The organism is Paenibacillus sp. p3-SID867, assembly GCF_025142895.1.
Taxonomy (GTDB): domain Bacteria; phylum Bacillota; class Bacilli; order Paenibacillales; family Paenibacillaceae; genus Paenibacillus_AQ.
Map to the genome: position 1 here is coordinate 130,774 of NZ_JAMBDM010000015.1, position 22,035 is coordinate 152,808.

The 22,035-nt window shown below is 52.3% G+C and carries 20 protein-coding genes; 10 read left to right on the top strand and 10 right to left on the bottom strand.

What is annotated here, in order from left to right; genetic code table 11:
• Window positions 1–127: 127 nt before the first annotated feature.
• Window positions 128–955 (bottom strand): alpha/beta fold hydrolase, encoded by an 828-nt coding sequence (locus M4D81_RS26205; RefSeq protein ID WP_260068560.1) that lies wholly within the window; start codon window positions 953–955, stop codon window positions 128–130.
• Window positions 956–1,101: 146 nt separating this feature from the next.
• Between M4D81_RS26205 and M4D81_RS26210 the strand changes: the two genes are divergently transcribed.
• Window positions 1,102–1,575: an Lrp/AsnC family transcriptional regulator gene (locus M4D81_RS26210; RefSeq protein ID WP_071219542.1), complete on the top strand. Its 474-nt coding sequence runs from the start codon at window positions 1,102–1,104 to the stop codon at window positions 1,573–1,575.
• A gap of 140 nt (window positions 1,576–1,715) precedes the next feature.
• On the opposite strand, the gene M4D81_RS26215 is transcribed toward M4D81_RS26210, so the two are convergent.
• Window positions 1,716–2,663 (bottom strand): alpha/beta hydrolase, encoded by a 948-nt coding sequence (locus M4D81_RS26215; protein WP_260068561.1) that lies wholly within the window; start codon window positions 2,661–2,663, stop codon window positions 1,716–1,718.
• A 215-nt stretch (window positions 2,664–2,878) separates the two neighbouring features.
• Here M4D81_RS26215 and M4D81_RS26220 point away from each other — a divergent pair, with 215 nt between their 5' ends.
• Entirely contained in the window at window positions 2,879–3,322 is a 444-nt protein-coding gene (locus M4D81_RS26220) for a DUF3888 domain-containing protein (protein ID WP_260068562.1), read from the top strand.
• A gap of 138 nt (window positions 3,323–3,460) precedes the next feature.
• On the opposite strand, the gene M4D81_RS26225 is transcribed toward M4D81_RS26220, so the two are convergent.
• Together M4D81_RS26225 and M4D81_RS26230 are read right to left on the bottom strand one after the other, a co-directional pair.
• Window positions 3,461–5,209, bottom strand: a complete 1,749-nt coding sequence (locus M4D81_RS26225; RefSeq protein ID WP_260068563.1) for a M28 family peptidase — start codon at window positions 5,207–5,209, stop codon at window positions 3,461–3,463.
• A 168-nt stretch (window positions 5,210–5,377) separates the two neighbouring features.
• Window positions 5,378–6,139, bottom strand: a complete 762-nt coding sequence (locus M4D81_RS26230) for a kanamycin nucleotidyltransferase C-terminal domain-containing protein (protein ID WP_260068564.1) — start codon at window positions 6,137–6,139, stop codon at window positions 5,378–5,380.
• Window positions 6,140–6,278: 139 nt separating this feature from the next.
• On the opposite strand from M4D81_RS26230, the gene M4D81_RS26235 reads away from it, so the two are divergent.
• The gene (locus tag M4D81_RS26235; RefSeq protein ID WP_260068565.1) at window positions 6,279–6,410 is read left to right on the top strand and encodes a hypothetical protein; all 132 of its coding nucleotides are present in this window, start codon (window positions 6,279–6,281) and stop codon (window positions 6,408–6,410) included.
• A 215-nt stretch (window positions 6,411–6,625) separates the two neighbouring features.
• Window positions 6,626–7,339, top strand: coding sequence for a class I SAM-dependent methyltransferase (locus M4D81_RS26240; protein WP_260068566.1), 714 nt, complete (start codon window positions 6,626–6,628; stop codon window positions 7,337–7,339).
• A gap of 97 nt (window positions 7,340–7,436) precedes the next feature.
• Here M4D81_RS26240 and M4D81_RS26245 read toward each other — a convergent pair whose 3' ends face one another.
• Both M4D81_RS26245 and M4D81_RS26250 read right to left on the bottom strand, forming a co-directional pair.
• Complete coding sequence (locus M4D81_RS26245; RefSeq protein ID WP_260068567.1) at window positions 7,437–8,066, bottom strand: GyrI-like domain-containing protein; 630 nt, start codon at window positions 8,064–8,066, stop codon at window positions 7,437–7,439.
• Window positions 8,067–8,154: 88 nt separating this feature from the next.
• Window positions 8,155–9,138 carry a helix-turn-helix transcriptional regulator gene (locus M4D81_RS26250; protein WP_260068568.1) on the bottom strand — a complete coding sequence of 328 codons (984 nt, stop codon included), beginning with the start codon at window positions 9,136–9,138 and terminating at the stop codon, window positions 8,155–8,157.
• A 187-nt stretch (window positions 9,139–9,325) separates the two neighbouring features.
• Between M4D81_RS26250 and M4D81_RS26255 the strand changes: the two genes are divergently transcribed.
• A complete protein-coding gene (locus M4D81_RS26255; RefSeq protein ID WP_260068569.1) occupies window positions 9,326–9,967 on the top strand; it encodes a TetR/AcrR family transcriptional regulator in 642 nt (213 codons plus the stop codon).
• 308 nt (window positions 9,968–10,275) lie between these two features.
• Window positions 10,276–11,019: an SDR family oxidoreductase gene (locus M4D81_RS26260; RefSeq protein ID WP_260068570.1), complete on the top strand. Its 744-nt coding sequence runs from the start codon at window positions 10,276–10,278 to the stop codon at window positions 11,017–11,019.
• Between the two features lie 156 nt (window positions 11,020–11,175).
• Here the strand turns inward: M4D81_RS26260 and M4D81_RS26265 are convergent, their stop codons facing one another.
• Entirely contained in the window at window positions 11,176–11,754 is a 579-nt protein-coding gene (locus M4D81_RS26265; protein WP_260068571.1) for an LOG family protein, read from the bottom strand.
• A 217-nt stretch (window positions 11,755–11,971) separates the two neighbouring features.
• Between M4D81_RS26265 and M4D81_RS26270 the strand changes: the two genes are divergently transcribed.
• The gene (locus tag M4D81_RS26270; RefSeq protein ID WP_260068572.1) at window positions 11,972–12,295 is read left to right on the top strand and encodes a MazG-like family protein; all 324 of its coding nucleotides are present in this window, start codon (window positions 11,972–11,974) and stop codon (window positions 12,293–12,295) included.
• A gap of 172 nt (window positions 12,296–12,467) precedes the next feature.
• Here M4D81_RS26270 and M4D81_RS26275 read toward each other — a convergent pair whose 3' ends face one another.
• The 3 genes from M4D81_RS26275 to M4D81_RS26285 form a co-directional block, all read right to left on the bottom strand.
• Complete coding sequence (locus M4D81_RS26275) at window positions 12,468–13,445, bottom strand: electron transfer flavoprotein subunit alpha/FixB family protein (RefSeq protein ID WP_260068573.1); 978 nt, start codon at window positions 13,443–13,445, stop codon at window positions 12,468–12,470.
• 283 nt (window positions 13,446–13,728) lie between these two features.
• The gene (locus M4D81_RS26280) at window positions 13,729–14,496 is read right to left on the bottom strand and encodes an electron transfer flavoprotein subunit beta/FixA family protein (protein WP_260068574.1); all 768 of its coding nucleotides are present in this window, start codon (window positions 14,494–14,496) and stop codon (window positions 13,729–13,731) included.
• Window positions 14,497–14,534: 38 nt separating this feature from the next.
• Window positions 14,535–15,125, bottom strand: a complete 591-nt coding sequence (locus M4D81_RS26285; protein WP_071219554.1) for a fatty acid metabolism transcriptional regulator FadR — start codon at window positions 15,123–15,125, stop codon at window positions 14,535–14,537.
• 467 nt (window positions 15,126–15,592) lie between these two features.
• On the opposite strand from M4D81_RS26285, the gene M4D81_RS26290 reads away from it, so the two are divergent.
• The 3 genes from M4D81_RS26290 to M4D81_RS26300 all read left to right on the top strand — a co-directional run bounded on the left by M4D81_RS26290 (window position 15,593) and on the right by M4D81_RS26300 (window position 21,634).
• Window positions 15,593–17,773 carry a (Fe-S)-binding protein gene (locus M4D81_RS26290; protein WP_260068575.1) on the top strand — a complete coding sequence of 727 codons (2,181 nt, stop codon included), beginning with the start codon at window positions 15,593–15,595 and terminating at the stop codon, window positions 17,771–17,773.
• Window positions 17,770–20,211 carry a 3-hydroxyacyl-CoA dehydrogenase/enoyl-CoA hydratase family protein gene (locus tag M4D81_RS26295; RefSeq protein WP_260068576.1) on the top strand — a complete coding sequence of 814 codons (2,442 nt, stop codon included), beginning with the start codon at window positions 17,770–17,772 and terminating at the stop codon, window positions 20,209–20,211. The genes M4D81_RS26290 and M4D81_RS26295 overlap by 4 nt, the downstream gene beginning before the upstream one ends.
• Window positions 20,212–20,443: 232 nt before the next feature.
• A complete protein-coding gene (locus M4D81_RS26300; RefSeq protein WP_260068577.1) occupies window positions 20,444–21,634 on the top strand; it encodes an acetyl-CoA C-acyltransferase in 1,191 nt (396 codons plus the stop codon).
• Window positions 21,635–22,035 lie beyond the last annotated feature (401 nt).

Sequence of the window (22,035 nt, forward strand, 5' to 3'; positions counted from 1 at the left end):
AGCCATCGTATGCGTGTGAAACGAAACGAATGGTGAATCGCCCCAGTAATGATAGAAGAACCAAGTATACGATCCCATACTTGGTTCTTTGTGATATCAACGTATACCCACCTCGTAATTCACTTTATTATTCCGACTGCAAAAACTCCAGCACAGTACTCAGGAACTCGGATTGATATTCCACATTCGTTAAGTGTACGGATGGGAACAAGACGAACGTGGAATTCGGCACCGTTTTAGCGATCAATTCACCGTGGCTCGGAAGCGTCACGGTATCATACTGCCCGCTAATGACGAGTGTTGGGCTGCTGATCAGGGAAGCCGTCCGGCGCATATCCATATCACGGATAGCAGCCCAGCTTCCTGCGATTCCATGTGGGCGGGTCGTCAGCACCATCTCCCGAAAAGAAGCAACGATCGCGTTTTCTGACTCCACCATATGTGAAGGAAACCAGTTCTTAATGAATGTATCGGCAAACTCTGGAAGGTTCTCAGGTTGCAGCACAGATGTGATTAAACCTTGCCATTGCTCAGCCGGTCCCAGATAAGAGGACGTATTGCTTAGGACGAGCCGGTCGATCCGCTCAGGAGCGTGGATCGCAAGCCATTGTGCGACCGCACCGCCTAACGATAGCCCAAGGAAATGCACGCGCTCAATGTGAAGCGAGTCAAGCAGTTCAATGACATCCCGTCCCAGTCGGTCGAACGAATAGGGAGCCTCAGGTGTATCCGATTCGCCATGTCCCCGATAGTCGTAGCGAAGCACGAGGAAATGCTCCGAAAGATCAGCTATTTGGCCGTCCCACATGTGCATTGAGGTTGCAATTGAGTTCGCCAGCATCAGTACCGGTTTACCGGTTGGACCATCCATTCGATAAGCAATTCTAACTCCATCAATGGTCGTGAAAAAGTTTAACCCATTTATCATTGTGCTCTCATGTAATTTCGTAGTCATATTCTCCATCTCCCTTGTCGGTTTATAATGAAATTATATTTGAATTATTTTACAATCGAAATGGAGTTATAAAGGAATTTGGGGTCAAAAAACTTAATAATTACGTTGCTTACGCCATTAACTTTAAAAAATGAGGTGCATGGATTATGGATCACATAGACAATAAAATCTTATCGATCCTTCACGAAAATGCTCGAATTACGATCTCCGAGATGAGCCGATTAATCGTGATGTCCCAGCCGGCCGTGACAGAACGGCTTCGGAAACTGGAGGAGCAGGGAGTTATAACGGGGTATCGTGCAGTGCTTGCCCCATCGAAACTCGGCAAGTATACCACTGCGTTCGTACTGTTTAAATCGAATAACTGCGGGGAGTTCGAGGCATACGCAGAGTCGGCTCCGGAGATCGTCGATTTCTACAGGACGAGTGGGGAGTACAATTATTTATTGAAGGTCGTCACCGCGACGAGTGAAAGCTTGGAAACCTTCCTTGAAACGTGCAACACGTTTGGCCATTCATCGACGCTTGTCGTTCTGTCCACACGATTCGAGGATAAAAGTCTGGTCTCAAGCCAGGATGCATCGAACACCATTCCACGCATTAATCCGCCGGGTATTTGAGCTGCATCGTTGGAGCAGCAAGATCTCTAGTAATAGAGCAAGAATTACCAAGTAAATGATATTTCCGGCACTGCTTGTACACTATCACCTAACACAATTCCGCTAAAAAAGAGCAGTCCACATGGACTGCTCTTTTCCTCTTATTGCACATACGCACCAATAAACTCCGTCACTTCGCGGTCATACCCCTCGGGATCGAACTGGCGCGCCATGCCGTGACCTGCTTCGGGGACGATGAACAGCTTCTTTTGCTCCGGACCATTCTCGTACAGCTCATACACCATCTCGGTAGGTACGAACAAATCGCCACCGCCGTGAATGAACAGCGTTGGTGTTTTGGATTTCTTCACCTGTTCGAGTGCGGATGCTTCGCCGAAGGAGTATCCGGCGCGGATCTTGGTCAACAGGCTCGTGGATTGAACCAGCGGGAAGGACGGCAGCTTATACATGCGCTTCAGCTGATATTTCAGCTCATCTGTCACCGAGGTATATCCGCAGTCCTCAACAATGGCTTTTACTTGGGGAGGAAGCTCTTCGCCGCTGGTCATCATGACCGTTGCACCGCCCATGGATACTCCATGAAGGACAACTTGCGTGCTTTCACCCGTATGCTCGATGACTTGATCGATCCATTTCAGATAATCCTTGCGCTCCGGCCAGCCGAAGCCGATGTAATCGCCTTCGCTTCGTCCATGACCTCGCGCGTCGGGCAGAAGCACGTTGTAACCCAGGTCCTTATGGTACATTTGGGCGAATCCGCTCATCTGCTCCGAATGCCCGGAGTAGCCATGAGCAATGATGACGGTTTTATCCGTCGATACCTCGGCAGGTAAATAGTAAGCATGCAGCTTCAGACCGTCGTCTGAAGTAAGGTTCCATTCCTCGAAGCTCTGCTGGGTCCACCAATCCTTGCTGTCCGCAAAGGGATTGTCGATATTCGAATTGGCTTCCAGGTCCGGGTTGCCGTTTAGAAAGCCCTTGTCGGCGCGGGCAATAGCGACGTTATAGAAGTAGAAGCTTGCTCCGACAATAGTGAGAACTAGAAATGCGATGATTGCTGTTGACATGATCATAATCCTTTTTTTCATGTTGATGGTTATCCTCCCTGTGTATCCATGGGACAAGCACGATGAATGTGATAAGGAAGGCATAGCTGATACGATATCGTTCCTTCCACCTATCATATCGCACGTCCCCTGATTAATCTATATCGCGGATCACGTTCGTTTCATGGGTGTTACATCAATTGTATCGGTTGGGGTAGCCTAAAGATAAAGAGCTGCAGCAGGAGGCGAGGGAGAATATGAACAAACGCTTCATCAGCCTAATTCTTGCCGTCGTTATGGTTATGGGTTTAACGCTGCCGTCCTATGCCGAGGAGACCTATTCTTCACCGAAGAAGGATAGTGCGCAGCTGCAATATCAGGATATGCTGATGCTATTTTTGCTTCCTCATATCGATGAGGCGGTTCGCGGGCATTATATCCACACGTTGAAGGAGCAGCCGCTTGTTTATCCATACTTTGTGGATGTGACCGAAGTGAAGAGGGTTAATGGATTCCGCGGTTTTCATTTCATCATCACGCTTGAGGCCAATCCAACGGTTGGTCCCCATATTTCGGTTGGAAAGGATCGGCTTGTGTTTGAAGTGGCTCCGACGATTCCCGGCGATATGGTCAAGCTGGTGGAATACAAACATTTGAAGACGTATGAACTACCTCCGCATTGGCAAAATATCGTGAAGTAACGGCGGCGAAATCGATCCAATGACAAAAAACAAGCAAACGCAATTCGCGCGTTTGCTTGTTTGGCATGGAGATCATGGTGCGTTTATCGGGTCTCACACCCTCAAGCATTGAAGCAGCAGGTAGTGTACCTGCAATGCTTACCAGCTCTCGTAAACCGGCCGATCCGGTCCCGGTTCGGCCTGGATCCAGCCGATGGCGAGCAGAACGATGATGGCGATGAAGGCAGCCGGCAGTACCCATTTCCAGGCATATGCGAGCATTCGCACAGCAGGGGACATTAGGGCTAGAATGAGCCCGATCAGCACCACGCTGAATAGGTGTATTCCTGGCGGCAGCATAAGGAACACAATATGAAAGACCGAAGTGAACATCAGAACAGGGATCAGGGACGTTCCCAGTACGACAGCCGGATGGTTTAAGGATTCGATCGGGTCCCGGGTAAATGCCGCCCATGTCAGGGCTGCGTAATGGACCAGCAGCGGAATCGCAAATAAATAGCTTGCGCCCGGCAGGAACCCGGTTGAGCCGACAAGCAGCAGCAGGAACAGGAATGAGCCTCCCAGCAGCATCTCCAATTCATTCACTTTCCGCACGATCCAGCGGGTGAGCGCAACATGAACGATGAAGGTTACCAGGATGAAGCTGACACTGTACAGAAGCGAATCATAGGTTGCCCCTGTGGGCTGCGTCATTTTGCCGGCCCACAACGTATCAACCAGCGACCACAGGCCAAAGCTTAGCGCTGCCGAGAGCACGATGGCTGCAATCGGGGTTAGCAGGCCTAGCAAACTTCCCTTGAGGGAGAGTCTGGAGATACGGGCAAACAGTACCGCGAAAGCCATCCATATCGCCGCGAACACCACGGTGATCGGGATCGCCCATTTTGCAGGGTAATGAACCAGCAGGCCAAATAGATTGAAATAAATACGGTCGTCTGTTGAAGCCAGGTCAGTCAAATCAAGGTTGCCAAAATGCTTTGCCACGGCCAGCGCATTCTCGCCTTGATGCTGCATGGTTTCAAGGGAGACGTTCTCCGTGTTGTCCATCGGGGTATGATAAGCGACCCACCCATCGCCATAGGCAAAGTTTAGTCCCGGGAGACCATGCTCAAGCGCCACCGTCAAATCGGTATCGTTCGGCAGTTGTTTGTAGAGGTCCACCAAGAGCGAGTTGCTGACAGGATTGGATACGGCTTGTGCGTATTCTTCAATGATCCGACTATTGCTGTCGCTGGTCTGAAACATGAAGGAGGAACCCTTCGATCCCCGGGCTTCAAAATTCGCAATCATGCCAACCTCAAGGTGCTGCGGGTCACGGAAGAACACTTCCGCCCCCAGCAGACCCCTCTCTTCCCCATCTGTCAGCAGAATCCATATGTCATTCTGCGGCGGAGGTCCGGCTTGGATCGCTCTTGCCGTCTCCAGCAACGAAGCTACGCTTACCGAAGCATCATTGGCCCCGGGTCCGGTAGGGACCGAGTCATAATGGGACATAAGCAGGAGCGGTTTGCCCGATCCGGTGCCCTTAATGACGCCCAGAATGTTCGTAAGCTGAATGTCGGCGTCGATGTACTTGGTTGTCAGTCGGCCATTGAATTCTTGGACGTCCGGGTTCAATCCGAGCTGCTTCATCTGTTCCACCAAGTAAGCTCTGACTTCCGCATTGGCAGGCGAACCCATCGGATGGGGCTCTTGTGCGATGCGCTCGACATGCGCCATCGCGCGTTCGGCAGAGAACTCGGTTGCGGGCGCATCGATATTTCTGGCTTCTGGCGGCTTCTCGAACCACAGCATGAGAGAGATAACGAGTATGACGGTGAGGATGGTTGTAAGCGGCAGCCAATAAGGAGGTCTGTAATCCGGCGGTCTACTCAATTGAATTTGCATGGTAAGTACTCACTTCCTTTTTATGATCATTCAGGCGTTTCGTAAAGCGATCTTTCATCGTATGTAAGAAATCGGCTCTTACACAGCGTAGTTCCAGAATATGACATGTGTCAATATAAGATTGAGAATGATCAGCATTCCATGCATAACACAAAGCAAGAGCCTCCATTAGAATGGAAGCTCTTTTGATTTATATTCAATATTCATTTTTTCATACCATGCGTTCAGACCGGTCCAGAGCTGCTCGCAAAGCTCATACACATGATCGATCTGGAGAAGCTGACCCCGCATCACCAATTGTGCCAGCTCATCGTATCCCGAAGGCCTGGATTTCAGGGACAGTGATTCCTCCAATGTCTTGGCTCTTGTATTGTAAAACGTTCGGTTGGCAAGTCCAATCAGCTTCGCCGTCTGCCAGGTCAGGTCCTTGGCTCCAAGCGGGAGGTAGCCTAAGTTACCGGATTGGACGTTGTTTCGTATTTTGCCCATCGTTTCGTAGGGTTCCCAGATCATGAATTCCCGCATCGTTTCTTTGATGGCTTCGTCTGAAACCTGGAGGGGCAGCTTCCGAATCTCAGCAAGCAGGTTCGCCGGATCGTAAATTTCCTGTAGATGGACATAAGCGCCCGCTGTAATCGCCCAGGAGTCGTCCACTGACGCCGCATCCTTGAGTATATCCTGTTTTTGTTCCATGCCGATTTCGATTTTGAAAGGGGGGTATATGAATTCGTGTCCGGGCAGGGAGACGCCGTCCTGTGTAACAACCCGAAGTTCAATGTCCGAGTAGGGACCATCAATCTTTTGTGCAATCGAACCGTACAAGCCAATGGCCAAAATGCTATCGCCGTGCAACTGAAGCAGTCGGTCTTTGATTTGATGAATGATGTTCATTTTCTCTTCTCTAGTCGTAGCAGCAGGATAAGGCAGCATAAGGAAATCCCCTCCGAAGAAAGTTAGTTATCTATATTATAGTATAAATAGAACGGTTGTATTAGGGGGTGACGGGTTTTTGAAGTTTAGGAGAGTTCTAGCCTGGTTCGTCTTGGTGATAGTGATTGGTTGTTCTGGTTTGAGCAAGATAGCTGTGCCTGAGGAACTGCTCGCGGAGGGGGAAGATGAATTACGAATTCATTATTTCTATGAAGATGCCCATGCCGCGAATGAGCTGGATGAGCAAGCTCGGATTAGGCCGAAACTTTAGGACTTAGAAGATTTCCGTTTTTTGTAGTGGTGAACCATAAAGAAATTGCCTTGAAAACAGATGACTTGAATGAAGTTGTAGACTTCCTAAAGGAAAACAGGTAGAGATCGTAAAATCCTTATCCCCTCATTCCATCTTATGGTAATATATCCTTGCGGAGGTGGGGAAGTAGCCATCATACCCGCTCCCGCAATAAATAGCTGAGGTGAGTAGAGATGAGTAGAGATGAGCAGAGTCAAGGCAAGACCAAGCAGGAACTGGACCGGGTTGTATTCATTGGCCGCACGTTTGAAGAATACACGCATATGTTTGATTTGGAAATGTCGGACCTAGCCGGCAAAAGCGTATTGGATTGCCCTTCCGGTGCGTGTTCGTTCACCGCTCACGGTGCGAAGCGTGGTCTCGATATAACGGCCAGTGATATTGCCTATGATCATAAGCCGGACGACCTGGAGGCCAAGGGACTGCAGGATATCAGGCATGCGATGGAAACGATGGAGCAGGCGAAGAGCAATTATGTCTGGGACTATTATGGAGATGTGGAGGGGCTTCGTCGGCATCGCGAGCAAGCGCTTCGTGACTGCGTTCAGGATATGAGGGAGTTTCCGGATCGCTATGTCGCTGCGGTACTGCCGGAGCTGCCTTTTGATAACGAACAGTTTCACCTGGTGCTGTCCGCCCATTTTCTGTTTATGTACAGTGACCGATTGGATTATGATTTTCATGTCCAGACGATTCGGGAGCTGCTGCGGGTTGCCTCGGAAGAGGTGCGCATCTTTCCGTTGACCGATTTGTCGGGGAGTCGCTACGCTCATTTGGAGCGCCTGATTCATGAGCTGGAGGCAGAAGGCTTTCGAGTGGCGGAAGTTAAAGTGCCTTATGAGTTTATGAAGAACGGCAATTCGCTGCTAAGCATTCGTAAGTTCTAGAAGAATGAAGGTAAGATGTAGGGAGCCGGCAATGTGCCGGCTCCTTTATTTTTAGCTGGGTATGGTGTTTGTCGTCAGGGAACAGGGTGCGCCGTATTCACTGATCCAATGAATGCTCCTGTCTTACAGGAGCGCGGAGAATGGTTTTCATGGAGGAGGAGGCGGCTTTTCGTGGATCGGACAAATAAACCTCATGATGATGCCCGTCCTGTACGTAATGATGCTGTTTCATATAAGCATACATTTTCGCCAGCGTATCAGGCTCTGTGCTGTAGGGGCCGATATGCATGATTTGGACGCATAGTCCCTCATGGATCGTTTCCAATACCACTTGCTGAATGGGCTCCAGATGATTTTTCTTGGAGAAGGCTTTGTCCCGTGCGGAATCGACGATCTCCGGGGTGACAAACGCCGGCATCCGAATGAGCAGCTTCCAATGCCATTCCTCTTTTGGAACCTCCAAACCATACCGATCCGAGTTAACCCACCATTGCCCTTCAAGCTTAGGAACGGTGAAATCCTGAATCTCCGCCTTGCAATATCCCTTAACGCCATAGGCAACGGTATACAGCGCCTCGGTTGCATTCTCGAAAAGGGAGCTTTCGGGCGCGCCTTGACCTTCGAACGACAGATAGGGCAAGGGATCAAACTGCACGAGCTCGGGGGTGTTCCCGGCTGTATAATAGGTTTTATCGCTTTTGGCCAGATCGAGTTTAGGAAGCGGCATACATGAATCTCTCCTTTGTGGACATGATTTACGCCTATCATAAACCAGCTTCACTGACAGCATAGGAGTCAGTGAAGTTGTTGAAGGATCAGTCCTCGTAATATGCGGCCAGGTCTCGGGCCGTCTCGGAGAGAACAGTTCGCAGCTGCTGCGGCTCAAGTACTTTGACTCCTTTGCCAAAAGAAAGCAGCAGATAAGGCATGTATTGCAGCATCCAATCCGGATGCATACGGAATTCGGCCTCATCGTCATTGCTTCTTGCGACAAGATAAGGCTGTAGGAACCACTGGTTGCATAACGTGTCCAGAACCTCGGGGCGACCTTGAAGGCGAACGGTTACCAACGTCGGTTCCTTCGCCTTCGACTTCGTATTGTGATCCTGATACTCATGAATACGGCTCATATAATCATGTACCGAGAAATGTTCCGGCATTTCAAATGTGCGGCCTGTTACCGACAGGCTGTTCATCCGGTCTACCCGGAATACGCGGAGGGCCTCCCGTTGATGGCAATAGGCAATCAAATACCATTTGCCGAGCCGGTAGATCAGCCCATAGGGATCAATATGGCGCTCCTCCACGGAGCCGCTGAAGGACTTCGCATATTGAAGGACCAGGGTTTCGCGTCTGGCAATGGCTTGCTCTAACTCTCGCAATCTGGGGTGAAGCAAGGCACTCTGGGATGGCAGTGGGATGTGAATGCTGCCAACATGACGCCTCAAGTCTTCCAATTGAGATTCCTGAAGCCGGTGCTCAATCTTGGTTAGTGCCTTTTCAAGAGCATCCGTAAACGGATAGTCCGCTTGCCGGGCAAGTAGCGCACTGTGTTCCATGGCTTTAAGCTCGGTTAGTTCGAAGAACAGCGGCACGCTTAAAAAAGAATCGGGCAGCCTGAATCCCCCGCCATGTCCGGATTCGGATATGATAGGGACCCCGCTCATATCCAGCGTGTCGATGTATCGGTAGACCGTTCGGACACTTAGCTCAAGCCTCTCCGCCAATTGCTCGGCCGTCATTTTTTTATGGGATCGAAGCAGCCATAGTATGGATAACAGATAGTCCAGCTTAGCCATGGACAGCACTCGCTTTCTTCATGTTATTTCGGTTATATCCGGCTTAATGAAGCTATTATAACAATCCATGAGGGGGTATGATCAAGCGAATAAAACGGGGACTCCTGGTATAACAAATAACAAAACTTCAATATTGATATTGAATGATGGTTTGTTATAATGTGTTCAACAGAGAGGGGGCGTGAAGATGGGCAGTCGGGCGGACAATGTAAGTCCCGTTTCGGTGCTCATTGAACCTATGTCACATGACCAACCACTAACGAAAGAAGCCATATTGGACGCGGCCGAGCAGACGCTTCGGCGCTATGGTCCTGACAAAACCTCGGTTGTCGATGTTGCCAAGGCGCTTCAAGTCAGCCATGGATCCCTGTATCGGCATTTTCCCAGCAAGGCCGCTCTGAGAGAAGCCGTAACGGAACGGTGGCTGCAGCGGATTGCGGATCCGTTACAGAAGATTGCAGACGGAACGGAGGGCAGCGCCACCGATCGCTTGCGGTTATGGACGGATACCCTCATCCGGGCCAAACGGGCTTATGTCCTCGAGGATCCCGAGATGTTTGCTATGTATACGACCGTGACGCTGGAAGCCGTCAAGGTAATTGATACGCATGTAAAGCTGTTAATCGGACAGGTTGCCCAGATCATCGATCGAGGGATGCTTACTGGTGAATTTAAGCCGGGCCAGTCGAAGTCGGTGGCAAAAGCCTTTTTCATGGCAACGTCCCTGTTTCATCATCCGGTGCATGCTTCTCAGTGGACCTCGCAGGAGATTGAAGCCGATTTTGACTCGGTGTGGGCCATATTGTTATCCGGAATCGCGAAACAGTAAACGGGCGAGAATCATAGTTAGAGGGAACTAAGCAGGGGTAGAGGCGGCAGTTATGCATTTCCGAACAGCACTTCGGGAGCTGGTGCAGCGAGATCACCCATTACGTTAAAAAGATGCTATTCTTGGCGATTTGCATGAGATAGCGTCTTTTTTGTATATATATCATTACAAATGACAAAAATATAAAACTGTCACTTGTAATTTGTAATGTGCAGACATATAATCAAATTACAAAAAATGACGTACAGATCAGAGGATCCGTCTGATGAGATATTCGTGCACCTAATTCATATGCGGGAGGTTGTATCATGACAAAGAGTTTATCGGGCAAGGTAGCGATCGTAACGGGAGCATCAAGAGGCATCGGGCGTGAAATTGCGGAGAGACTTGCGGAGAACGGGGCTAAAGTGGTTGTAAACTATGCAAGCAGCCCGGCTAAAGCCGAGGAAGTGGTGAGCGCCATTAAGCAAAGCGGCGGCGAAGCCCGGGCCATTCAAGCTGATATTCGTCAGGTAGCAGCGATTGAACGACTGTTTGGTGAAACGATCGAGGCTTATGGCGGTATCGATATTCTCGTGAACAATGCCGGCATCATGACAACCAAGCCGGTTGCTGCCATGACGGAGGAAGATTTCGATCAGCAGTTTGCGATTAATGTGAAGGGGACTTATTTCGCGATCCAGCAGGCTTTTCACCATATGAATTCGGGCGGCCGTATCATCAATTTCTCGACGTCGGTGGTTGGGCAGATGTTCCCGGCTTACAGCGTATATGCAGGCACGAAAGGCGCTGTAGAGCAGTTTACGCGTCAGTTGGCCAAAGAATTCGGACCGAAAGGAATTACAATTAATGCAGTGGCGCCCGGACCGATCAATACGGAGCTGTTTACGATTGGCAAATCGGAGGAGCAGATCACGGGAATTGCAAACATGAATGCTTTCGGGCGTCTGGGAGAACCGGATGATGTTGCAGGAGCCGTCCTCTTTCTGGCCGGCGAAGAATCGAAATGGATCACAGGCCAAACGATCCGCGTGAACGGCGGTTTTGTGTAATACTTACCCCATCAATAATGCAAGAACAAAAAGGCACCGGGAGTCCGGTGCCTTTCGTTACGGATACGGTCGATCTGTTGTAGAGGATCCTACAACATGGAGTACAAGACTTCCCCTGAATGTGGGGGAAAGATCGCTATTCTCCGCAAACGCTCCTTAATCCAAGTCCTTCCACTTTAAGTCCAGCGTCGGAGGGGTGTAGCTATCCATGAGCTCGAGCAGCTTGAGCGGGTCATCGGAGATGTTGATCAGGTTTAGGTGGGAGGCATTGGAGAAACCTTCCGTGATACTGTACTGAATCAGCTTCATGAACGGTTCATAATACTCCCGGACATTCAGCAGCCCGATCGGTTTCTGATGAATTCCGATTTGCGACCAGCACAATACCTCGAACAATTCCTCAAAGGTTCCAAAACCGCCCGGCATGGCGATAAACCCGTCGGACAGCTTCGCCATCGTCGCTTTGCGCTCATGCATATCCGCTACTTCAATGAGCTGGGTCAGCTCGGTATGTACAATCTCGCCTTTAAACAGTCCTCTCGGCATCACCCCGATAACTTCACCGCCATGCTGCAAAACGGCGTTAGCCACTTCACCCATCAATCCGATTTTTGAGCCGCCGTATACGAGCTTGTATTGGTTGTGGGCAATGTGTCTGCCGAGCTCGGCAGCTTTCGCTTTATAGTCTGGATGTTCCCCCATGTTCGATCCTGCAAATACACATATGGATTTCAATTCGCACACTCCTTGACAAGATGTTGATATTTCATTCGTGTAATTATACTATATATAGTGATTTGTGTCATGGCGTCGATGAACTATGTTGTTAATGATCATCAGCTGGCACCTCTTATCTTATGGCATACATGTTAGCATTATCATGAGTTTGTTCTTGAATTGTGTAAAAAGCAAAGGTTTAGTCATTCCAGGGAATCGCGGAGGTAGTAGAAGTATGGATATGAATGAAGCGCAGCAGTGGATTAAACAATTTTATGGAGAGCGAGGCTGGACCGAGTACGGCCCCTTTATTCGCGTTGGGTTTTTGATGGAGGAGACAGGGGAAACAGCGCGTGCTGTTCGCGCTTATGAGATCGGCAGGGACCGCCCCGACGAGGAGGTTCAATCCAGGGAACAGCTCAAGCAGGATTTGGTGGAGGAGATCGGCGACGTACTTGGAAACATTTCACTGTTGGCGGATCTTTATGGCATTTCGCTGGAGGAGGCGTTTATGTCCCATCAGCAGAAGCTGCTGAAGCGGTTTGGTTCTAGTAGTTGATACGATTGAGCCTGCTTTATTTCTAATTGACGAGGCTGGCCCCAGGAATGATTCATAATCGCAGGGGCACTGCTACGGCAAAACGTACGAAGAAAAAGGCTGCCCCGGATCCCTAGGACCTATTGGGCAGCCTTTTTGGATATGTTATCGTGGGATAAACGGTTAAGAAGCCTTATGATACCAGTACTTTGCGGAATTCCTGCGTCAGCATCGGAACGATGTCGAACAGATCGCCGACGATGCCGTAATCGGCGACCTTGAAGATCGGTGCCTCAGGGTCTTTGTTGATGGCGATAATGACCCGCGATTGGCTCATGCCAGCCAGATGCTGGATGGCACCGCTAATGCCGCAGGCAATATAGATCTCGGGTGTAACGACTTTGCCGGTCTGCCCGATCTGGAGCGCGTAATCGCAGTAGCCGGCATCACAGGCGCCGCGCGATGCGCCGACGGCACCGCCGAGCAGGTCCGCGAGCTCCTCCAGCGGCTGGAAGCCTTCCGCGCTCTTCACGCCGCGCCCGCCGGAGATGACGATTTTGGCTTCCGAGAGGTCGATTTTTCCCGTGGTTTTGCGGACAATGTCCTTTACCACGGAGCGGAGGGAAGGGGCAGGGTAAGGGATGTCCTCAATGCTGGCGCTCGCGCCTTCAATGGCTTCCGCGGCAGGAATATTGTTCGGACGCACCGTGACTACCCACGGTCCGTTCTGGAAGACACGCTTCTCAAAAGCTTTACCCGCATAGAGCGGACGAGTGAACACCGCTTCTCCACCTTCCGTCTCGATCGCGGTTACGTCGGAAATTTGCCCGGCATTCAGGGAAGCGGCGACGAGCGGTGCTAAATCGCGGCCGATAGCTGTATGTCCGAAAAGTACGGCATCCGGCTGCGCCTGATTGATAACCGCTTCAATGGCCGCCATATAAGCTTCAGGATTATAGCTTTCCAGATCATCATGCTCAACCGTATAGATCGTATCGGCACCATAGGCGTTCAGGGCCGATACAGCCTCCGTAATGTTGGAGCCCGCAACCAGTATGCGGATGCTGTCACCGTCACCTGCAATCAAGCGAGCCGCGCCAAGCGTTTCGAGAGCAACCTGACGCAGCTTCCCATCCCGGTTCTCGGCATACACTAATATCGTTTTGCTCATATCATAACCTCCTAGGATCCATTTGGGATTGAAGAGAAGAGATTTGACGATTTAACCAACCTGAGCAACTTAAGCGAATTCAGGGGATTTCCTCAGAAGCGCTGCTGCTCGGATTCGCGGAACGTATCAAGCGAAAAGCGTGCATGACGGACATCCCGTAAACCATACAATCAGAATACATAGGGAATGATGGCGCGGCTCTATGCCGGGTCCGTGTAACCGCATTCACTAGTACGAGTCAAAGGGGGATATTCGTACATTCGTACATTCGAATACCCGTTCATCAGATCACTTTCGACTGGGTGCGGAGCAAGGATACCAGCTCATGCGCCACTTCGGCGGGCTCGCCCTTCAGAATGCGTCCGGCGCTTCGCTCCGGCGGCAAGGACAGCTCGCTTTGCTTCGTTGCCGGCTGGATATCGACTTCCGATAATCCGAGATCATCCAGGGTCAACGTCTGAAATGGCTTTTTCTTAGCCTTCATGATGCCAGGCAGCGATGGATAGCGTGGTTCGTTCAAACCTTGTTGTGCCGTAAAGATCGCCGGGAGCTGAACCTCCAATACTTCAAGATCACCTTCGGCATCCCGGTGCACTTCAGCCGTGGTACCGTTCAGCGTAAGCTTGGTAATGGAGCCGGTATGCGAAATGCCGAGGAGGCTCGCCAGGCGAATGGCCACCTGACCCGAACCGCGGTCTACGGAGAAGTTGCCGCCAAGGATCAGATCCGGTCTTTCCTTGGACAAATACGCGTGCAGCACCTTGGATACCGCATATTCATCGTCCGGAATCCGCTCGTCGGAGATCAGCACGGCATCATCAGCACCCATCGCGAGGGAAGTGCGCAGGGCCTCTGCCGTACGATCCGGCCCGACGGACAAGAGTGTCACGCTGCCGCCGTGGTCATCCCGAAGCTTCACGGCTTCTTCCACCGCATATTCGTCATACGGATTGATGACAAATTTCACCCCATCCTCGGCAATCGATCCGTTCTCAATCGTAATTTTTTCCTCCGTGTCAAAGGTCTGTTTAAGCAATACCACAATCTTCATCGGTTAAACGCTCCCTTCAATATGAATATCAGCGGGACTTATTGTCCGCCGGAAACACCGTTCAGGAAAAAGCTAAGCGTCTCATCCGCCTGATCGGACAGAGAATACTTGCGGCCGGAGATCAGCCAAGAGGTCACCGCTTCGTCCATCGCGCCAAAAATCAGGTTGCGCACCAGCTTGACGTTCAGATCGGAACGGAATTTCCGTTCTTTGATGCCCTGTTCCAGAATATTCTCGATCAGCACAATATATGGCTTCAATGCGCTGCCGATTTCCTTGCGCAGCTCCAGATCGCTCTGCCGCAGCTCAATCTGCGTGACATAAGCAAGCTCAGGATTGCTCTCCAGCTCCGAGAAATGGATGCTGCACACCGTCCGCAGCGCTTCCACGGCATCCGTGGTTCCTTCCACGTTTTCGTGGAATTTGCCGACCAGTTCGCCAAGCTTCTCCTGGAACAGGCGGATCAGGATATCCTCCTTCCTCTTAAAGTACAAATAGATGGTGCCGTCAGCCACGCCGGCAGCTTTGGCGATCTTGGAAACCTGGGACCGGTGGTAGCCGTTCTCGGCGAATACTTTCAGGGCGCCCTGGAGAATAAGGTGGTATTTTTCATTTTTTTTACTTGTCATATGCTCACCCCGGTGTTAGAATACAGTTAAAATTGTGAATGAATACTCATTCATTTCTTGTATCCATCATAAAATACGTTCATGTCGTTGTCAACGATGGGTTACGAAGAAGCGTGAAATGGATGAAGCAGATGGATCAGAGCAGCAGAATAAGGCGTTCATATCAGAGCAATAGACGGCAGTTCAACCGGAAGTAACAAGTCACTGGGTATCCGCAGGCAAGTACAGATGAGAGCGATGTACGGATGAAGAGATGCAGCCAGAAACGATGAAGTTCGGTTTAGAGTGGTCGGCACGGCACGATGTGGAGGTCTATTTTTGTTCCTCTAATGAAAGCGCTTCATATATGTCCCGGCATGAACACATGACAAGAGGTTTCGGAAGGAGTGACAGGAGCTTCGCAAAATGGGACGCTGCACCAGACTATGAGAAGAAAGAAGGATTTTTAACGCAAGGGGCTGAGAGAGATGATTCTGACATTAATCAACGCGCTGCTCTTTGTCTTGATCACCGGTTGGGCGGTATATATGTTCGCCATCGTGGTGTATCGCCGGTACCTGTATATCCGTTTGGGCAAGCCAGCGAACCTGAGGAAGGATCTGAAGGAACGCCTGAGCCAATTCGCCATCCAGGTATTCGGACAGAGCAAGCTGTTTAAGGATCGCAAGAGCGGCATCATGCACTTTATCGTGTTTTACGGATTTATCATTTTGCAGTTCGGTGCGCTCGACATCATCTGGAAGGGATTGTCCGGCCACAGCCTGCCGATTCCGGGGCACGCCGGCTTTATCCTCATGCAGGAGATTACGGTTGCGCTGATCCTGCTTGCTATCGGTTATGCGGCTTATCGCCGCTATGGCGAGAAGCTGAAACGGCTCAAGCGGGGCTGGAAGCCAAGCATTGTCGTGTTTTTCATCACCACGCTGATGGCTTCGGTGCTGCTGACGATGGCTTTTGAACGGCTCATGGAAGGACTGGCGTGGTCGGCCATGGCACCGATCTCCTCCAGCATTGCGGCCGTGTTTGCCTGGATGCCGCCGGTGGCGGTTACGGTTTGCTATTACGCGTTCTGGTGGCTGCATCTGTTGATTCTGTTGTCGTTCCTCATCTATGTGCCGCAATCGAAGCATTTTCACCTCATTACGGCGCCCATCAATATTCTGGTCCGCCGTACCGATCCCCCGGGCAAGCTCAGCAAGCTGGATTTGGAGGATGAAGAGGCCGAGGCATTCGGGGTAGGCAAGATTGAGGATTTTACGCAGAAGCAGATGCTCGATTTCTATGCCTGCGTTGAATGTGGAAGATGCACCAACGTATGCCCGGCCTCGAATACAGGCAAGCTGCTCTCGCCGATGCACATGATTGTGAAGTTAAGGGATCATCTCACGGAAAAAGGTGCCGCGCTCACCTCCAAATCGGCGTGGATGCCTGCCTCCGTGTTTGGGTCGCCGGGCGTTCACTCCATGGGCGCAACGGATCTGGCTCTTGTCGGCTGGAAGGGCGAGGGCATTACCGATATCGGCCCGACGATGGAGGTGCAGAAGCGCTCCTGGCATCAGGTTGAGGGCGTCGACCCGAAGGACATTCAATTGATCGGCGGCGTCATGACGGAAGAAGAGATTTGGGCATGCACGACCTGCCGCAACTGCGAGGATCAATGTCCGGTCGCGAATGAGCACGTCGACAAAATCGTGGACCTTCGGCGTCATCTCGTTCTGATGGAGGGCAGTGTTCCGCAGGAAGGCCAGCGGGCGATGCAAAACATCGAGCGACAAGGCAACCCATGGGGAATCAGTCGCGCGGACCGGAGCAAGTGGGTGAAGGAGGTTGATCCGGAAGGGACTTTGGATCTGAAAATTCCAACCGTGAAGGAAAATCCGGATTTCGACGTGCTGTTCTTTGTCGGCTCCATGGGCTCTTACGACAATCGGAGCCGCAAGATCACCAAGGCCTTTGTCCGGCTTATGAATGAAGCGGGCGTCAACTTCGCCATTCTCGGCAACGAGGAGAAGAATTCGGGCGATACGCCGCGCCGGATGGGCAATGAATTTCTGTTCCAGCAGCTGTGCACGGAGAACATCGAGACATTCAAGAAGTACGATGTGAAACGAATCGTGACGGCTTGTCCGCATACCTTCAATATTTTGAAGAATGAGTATCCGGAATTTGGGCTTGAAGCCGAGGTGATTCATCATACGGAGCTGCTGGACCAGCTGGTGAAGGAGGGGCGTCTTAAGCCCAAATACCGGGTTCAGGAGAAAATCACCTATCATGACTCCTGCTACCTGGGGCGGTATAACGACGTGTATGATCAGCCGCGCAGCGTGCTTCGCGCCATTCCTGGCGTTGAGCTCCTGGAGATGGAGCGGAATCGCGAGAACGGGATGTGCTGCGGCGCCGGTGGCGGGCAGATGTGGATGGAGGAGGATGCGGGCAAGCGCGTGAATCTGGCGCGTACCGAGCAGGCGTTGGCCGTATCCCCGACGATGATCAGCTCCGCCTGTCCGTTCTGCCTGACGATGCTGGAGGACGGCACGAAGCTGAAGGAAGTGGAAGAAAGCGTAAAAACGCGAGATATCGCGGAAATCCTGGAATTATCCGTATTCGGTCTATCCGAAATCCATGAACAGGAGGTCGTTGTGCAATGAGTAATACCATTACCAAGGAATCCGTCAGCGGTTCCGGTGTCGCAAGTCGAAACATAACCAAAGCCGCCGTGATCGGCTCTGGCGTCATGGGGTCGGGGATCGCTGCCCATCTCGCCAATGCCGGCATTCCCTGCCTGCTGCTCGACATCGTTCCGAAATCCTTAACCGCCGAAGAGGAAAAAGCCGGATTGTCGCTGGATCATCCGAAGGTACGAAACCGGCTTGCGGCCAAAGCCATTGCGGCTCTGCCCAAATCAAGCACAGCTCCACTGTATAGCGCCGATTTTGTGGGCCGGATCACCCCGGGCAATACCGAGGATCATCTGAGCCAGCTGAAGGACGTGGACTGGATCATTGAGGTGGTCACGGAGCGCCTGGAGATCAAGAAAAGCATCTTCAAGCAGATAGAGGGCGTGCGCAAGGAAGGATCGATTGTCAGCACCAATACCTCCGGCATTTCCGTTAATGCGATGGTCGAGGACTGCAGCGAGGAATTCCGCAGCCACTTCCTGGGGACCCATTTCTTCAATCCGCCGCGTCATATGAAGCTGCTGGAGATTATCCCGGGCTTTGATACGGATCCGGACATTACGAAGTTTATGGTTGATTTCTGCACGAAGCGCCTTGGTAAAGGGGTTGTGCTTGCGAAGGATACGCCGAACTTCATCTCGAACCGGATCGGCACCTACGGTCTCCTGGTCACATTGCAGGAGATGGTGAAGAACACCTATACCGTAGAGGAAGTGGATGCGGCCACCGGGCCTGTTCTGGGGCGTCCGAAGAGCGCCACCTTCCGTACGCTGGATTTGGTCGGCATCGATACCTTTGTTCATGTGGCCAGAAACGTGTACGACTCCGTGCCGGACGGGAACGAGAAGGACGTGTTCACGGTTCCCGATGTCATGAATGAGCTTGTCACCCGCGGCTGGATCGGTGAGAAGGGCGGCCAGGGATTCTATAAAAAAGTAAAGAGCGAGCAAGGCAGCAAAATCTTATCGCTTAACCTGTCCACGATGGAGTACAATCCGAGCGCCAAAGTGAGCTCCGCTTCCATCGAAGCTGCCAAAGCGGTGAAGGGAGACAAGCGGAAGATCAAGGCATTCCTTGGTACGCAGGACCGTTACTCTGAACTGGCTTGGAATGTATTGAAGCAAGTGCTTGTCTATGCGGCCGACAAGCTGGGAGAGATCGCCGATTCCATTCAGGACATCGACAACGCGATGAAATGGGGCTTCAACTGGGAGCTCGGTCCATTCGAGACCTGGGATCTGATCGGACTGCCGGAATCCGTGCAGCGCATGGAAGCAGAAGGCATGACCGTCCCGGCTTGGGTGAAGGATTGGATTGCCGCCGGGAACAAGTCCTTCTATCAGCAGAAGGACGGCGAGGTGTTCCATTATTTCAAAGGCGAGTATAAGGGCGTTGAGGTTCAGCCTGAGCTGATCTCGCTGCAAGCGCTCAAATCGCAAAACCGGATCATCCGCTCGAATACGGGGGCGAATCTGATCGATATTGGGGATGGCGTTGCGTGTCTTGAATTCACTTCGCCGAACAACGCAATCGGCGCCGATATTCTGGTCATGATTCAGCAGAGCGTGGAAGAGGTCAGGGCCAATTACCGCGGGCTGGTGCTGGCGAACGAAGGCCGCAACTTCTGCGTCGGCGCCAACCTGATGCTTATGCTGATGGAAGCGCAGAGCGGCGATTGGGATGAGGTGGATGACATCATCCGTCTGTTCCAGGGCAGCATGATGAAGCTGAAGGGGCTAGAGAAGCCGGTTGTGGCTGCGCCTCACCGGATGACGCTGGGTGGTGGCGTGGAAGCGTGCCTGCCGGCTGACCGGATCATTTTCTCGGCGGAGACCTATTTCGGTCTCGTAGAAACGGGGGTCGGCCTCATTCCGGCAGGCGGCGGCTGTAAGGAGCTGGCACTCATGACCAGCAACCGTCATCCCGACAAGGAGAGCGATCTCCAGCCGGAGATTAACAAAATCTTCGAGATGGTGGCGATGGCGAAGGCATCGACCAGCGGACATGAAGCAATCCGCATGGGTTATGGGCGCAGCGGGGATACGGTGGTCATGAATCAGGATTACCGGATCTATGAAGCGAAGCAGGCGGTACTTGCGATGGACCGGGCAGGCTATGTTCCGCCGCAGCCGGGCAAAGCCCGCGTGGTCGGCCGCGACGGCCGGGCCGTGCTCCAGATGGGCGCCATCGACATGAAGCGAAGCGGTTATATCAGTGATCACGATCTGTTGATCGCGAAGAAGCTGGCGCACATCCTGACGGGCGGCGATGTTCCCGCGGGAACGGTGGTGAGTGAGCAGCATCTGCTCGACCTGGAGCGCGAAGCGTTCCTCAGCCTGCTCGGCGAGGTCAAAACCCAGCAGCGCATGCAGCATATGCTGGCGAAAGGCAAGCCGCTGCGGAATTAGGGCGATGAGTGCTTTAGAGCCAAGAAGTTCGCTATCAATCGCAACGTTCGATTCGCCAAAATAGACGCTGCATACAGTATGTCGTGGCAGGTTGTCCATGCTGGCGAAGTTTGATGCTGTCGAATCTTTAATCAGTTCCACCTGTTACGAATTCATTTCACGGCCGATTAGCGGCCCGCGCTATTATAAACGGTATTGGATCCAACCATTTCAAGTTGATGAGGTGAATGGCATGAGAGAAGCAGTCATAGTATCCCTTGCCCGTACTCCGGTGGGGAAGGCGAAGAAGGGCAGTTTTGCCCAGACGCGCGTGGAGGATCTCGGCAAAGCCGTACTGGAAGCCGTCATTGAGCGTGCACCGGGCCTGAAAAAAGAGGACGTTGAGGATATCATCCTCGGCTGCGCGATGCCGGAAGGCGAGCAAGGCCTGAATGTCGCGCGGATTATCTCGCTATATGCGGGATATCCCGTGACGGTACCTGCGCTAACCGTCAATCGTTTCTGTTCCTCGGGGCTTCAGGCGATTGCGTTCGCGGCAGAGCGCATCATGCTTGGTCATGCCGAGGTCGTCGTCGCCGGCGGCGTTGAGAGCATGAGCCATGTGCCGATGACCGGCTTCAAGCCGGCGCCGCATCCGACGATCGTGGAAGAGATGTCGGAGGTGTACATCGGCATGGGCCATACCGCGGAAGAGGTGGCCCGTCGCTTTGGCATCACCCGCGAGGCGCAGGATGCCTTCGCGGCCAGCAGTCACCGCAAGGCCGCGGCGGCCATTGCGGAAGGGAAGTTCCGGGACGAGATCGTACCGGTGAACGTAACGCTGGCTGCCGCCGATGAGCAGGGCAAGGTGCGCAGCAAAACCTTTGCCTTCGATACGGATGAAGGGGTCCGGCCGGACACAACACCGGATGTGCTGGCCAAGTTGAAGCCGGCCTTTGCCCTCGGCGGCTCGGTTACCGCGGGCAATGCGTCGCAGACGAGTGACGGCGCGGCGGCGGTAGCCGTCATGAGCCGCGAGAAAGCCGAGGAGCTGGGCCTTACCCCGCTGGCTACCTTCAAGTCGTTTGCTCTGGCAGGCGTAGAGCCGGAGATTATGGGTGTCGGCCCAGTCGAAGCGATCCCGAAGGCGCTCCGTATGGCGGGCATCGAACTGGATCAGGTGGATGTGTTCGAGATTAACGAAGCGTTCGCTTCGCAATGCCTCCACATCATCCGCGCGCTGGGTATCGATGAGAGCAAGGTCAACGTTAACGGCGGCGCCATTGCGCTCGGCCATCCGCTCGGCTGCACCGGCGCCAAGCTGACCGTCAGCCTCGTCTCCGAGCTGGCCCGCCGCGGCGGCGGCTACGGTGTCGTGAGCATGTGCATCGGCGGCGGCATGGGCGCCGCGGGGGTGTTCGAGGTGCACGCCGCTGGGGCGTAAGGAGTAGATGGTGCAGAGTTACGCTACCTTCCAAGCGCCTGGAGCGATATGGGGCGTGATTCTTGCAGCTGATTAGTTTGTGGTTTGAATTCGTTAGCTCAACAATGCTTCTGACTGTATTCGATAAACGATATTTAAGTTTTCGATATCAAGTGCACTGATCTTCTAATGATGCATGACCAGCCTATTCACTCTGAAATGTAGTCTTAGTGCCGTGTCCGCTCCGCACATGGACCGGACACCGCACCACTCACTCCAACCACAGGGGAGTGCAATGATAGCCGAAGGCAGGTGTTGAACTTAGGAAATTCACTAGTGTGCGCCAGCCCAGCGGAGAGAGCGGAATTGTACTGGAGAAGCGGCAGCGGTCGCCTTTGAGTTTGGATTTCTACTATGGATAG